We start from the raw sequence: 1,800 nt of genomic DNA, 5'->3' as shown, positions 1-1,800 counted from the left end.
GGCGGTGGACCTGCGCTTCCTGCCGTTCCTGTGGCTGGTGGCGATGGCGGTGGCGACGCCGCGCGGTCGCCGCACCACCTTCAACGGCCTGGCGGTGATCGCCGCGATCTGGACCGTGGATGCGCTGGCGCAGGCGTTGTGCGGCACCAGCCCGCTGTTCTGGTCGATGGACCAGCTGAAGTGGGCGATCAGTCACCATGGCCTGTGCACGCCGCAGGAGATCGCCCTGGCCGATCGCCTCAGCGGTGTGTTCGGCCCGTGCAACCTGAAGTTCGGCCAGGTGCTGGCCAGCGTATCGCCGTTCCTGCTGTGGCTGGCCGCGCGCCGCGGCGGTGCCTGGGGCTGGCTGCTCGCGGCAGGGGCGGTCGGCGTGGTGCTGGTGCTGGCGGGATCGCGCGCGTCGTGGATCACCTTCGCGGTGCTGCTGGTGCTGTCGGGCTGGCGCCTGCTCGGCGCGCGCAAGCTGCTGGCGCTGGGCGTGGCCGCGCTGCTGGGCGCCGGTGTGCTCGGCGTGGTGTCGCCGCAGGTGCACGACCGCTTCGAGCGCACCGCGCGCGCACTCAGCGGGCATCCGGCCGACCTCAACGCGGCGCTGACCGGGCGTGCGCAGATCTGGAGCGCGGCCTGGTGCATGATCCGCCAGCACCCGATCAACGGCGTCGGCGTGCGCGGCTTCCGCGAGGCCTACGTCGGGTGCGACCCGGATCCGAGCCATGCCGGGGAATGGGGGCGCGAGCCGGCCTTCCATGCCCACCAGATCGTGCTTGAGGTGCTCGCCGAGACCGGCGCGATCGGCCTGCTGCTGTGGCTGGCCGGTGCCGCGCAGGCGTGGCGCGCGTGGCGCTACGCCTCGGCGCAGGCGCGCGAGCGGGCGCGCCCGGCGATGCAGGCGCTGCTGATCACGGTGTTCCCGTTCAATACCCACCTGGCGTTCTATTCGTCGTTCTGGGGCGGGCTGACCATGCTGCTGATCGGCCTGTACGCCGGCGCCCTGCTGGCGAACGACCCCGAACCGGGCGAGCGCGCCGACGCCGCGACGCCTGGGTGAGCGCTCAGCCGCGCTCGTAGAAGTCGCTGCGGCCGCCGGGCTGGCGCTTGAAGCGGCGGTGGATCCACAGATACTGCGCCGGCGCTTCGCGCACCATCGCCTCGATGGCGGCGTTGACCCGCGCGGTGTCGGCGACCATGTCCTCCGACGGGAAGTCCTGCAGCGGCGGCGCGATGCGCAGCACGTAGTCGGCGCCTTCGCGGCGGTGGAAGTACGGCACCACCGCGCAGCCGGTCAGCCGCGCCAGTTGGTGGGTAGCGGTGATGGTGGCCGCGGGCATGCCGAAGAACGGCACGAACACCGTGTCCTTCCCGCGCATGTCCTGGTCCGGCGCGTACCACAGGAAACCGCCGCGCTTGAGATGGCGCACGCTGCCGCGCAGGTCCTCGTTGGCGAACATCGCGGTGGCGTAGCGCAGACGGCCGCGCTTGACCGCCCATTCGAACACCGGGTTGCGGTGGCGCCGGTACATGCCGGCCAGCGGCACGTACTCGCACAGCAGCCGGCCGCAGATCTCCAAGGTCATGAAGTGGCCCGACACCAGCAGCACGCCGCGGCCCTGCGCCTGCAAGGTCTGCAGGTGTTCCAGCCCCTCGATGCGGGTGCGCCGGCGGATCGCGCCGATGCCGCCCCACCAGGCGCGGGCGAATTCGAACACGCCCACGCCCAGCGCATCGAAGCTGTCGCGCAGCAGGCGTTCGCGCCAGGCCTCGCTCTGCTCCGGGAAGCACAGCTTCAGGTTCACCTCGGCG

2 protein-coding genes are annotated in these 1,800 nt (G+C 72.1%); one reads left to right on the top strand and one right to left on the bottom strand.

The window, feature by feature from the left end; all coding sequences use genetic code 11:
- On the top strand, nt 1-1,048 hold a 1,048-nt coding region (locus D588_RS25245), incomplete at its 5' end, for an O-antigen ligase family protein (protein ID WP_017916927.1).
- Nucleotides 1,049-1,052: 4 nt separating this feature from the next.
- On the opposite strand, the gene lpxL is transcribed toward D588_RS25245, so the two are convergent.
- Nucleotides 1,053-1,800 (bottom strand): LpxL/LpxP family Kdo(2)-lipid IV(A) lauroyl/palmitoleoyl acyltransferase (lpxL, locus tag D588_RS0117720; protein ID WP_017916926.1); only part of this gene is annotated, 748 nt, incomplete at its 5' end.

It is taken from the genome of Xanthomonas sp. SHU 308 (genome assembly GCF_000364645.1).
In the GTDB taxonomy this organism is placed as follows: domain Bacteria; phylum Pseudomonadota; class Gammaproteobacteria; order Xanthomonadales; family Xanthomonadaceae; genus Xanthomonas_A; species Xanthomonas_A sontii.
This window is presented reverse-complemented; position numbering and strand designations above follow the sequence as displayed.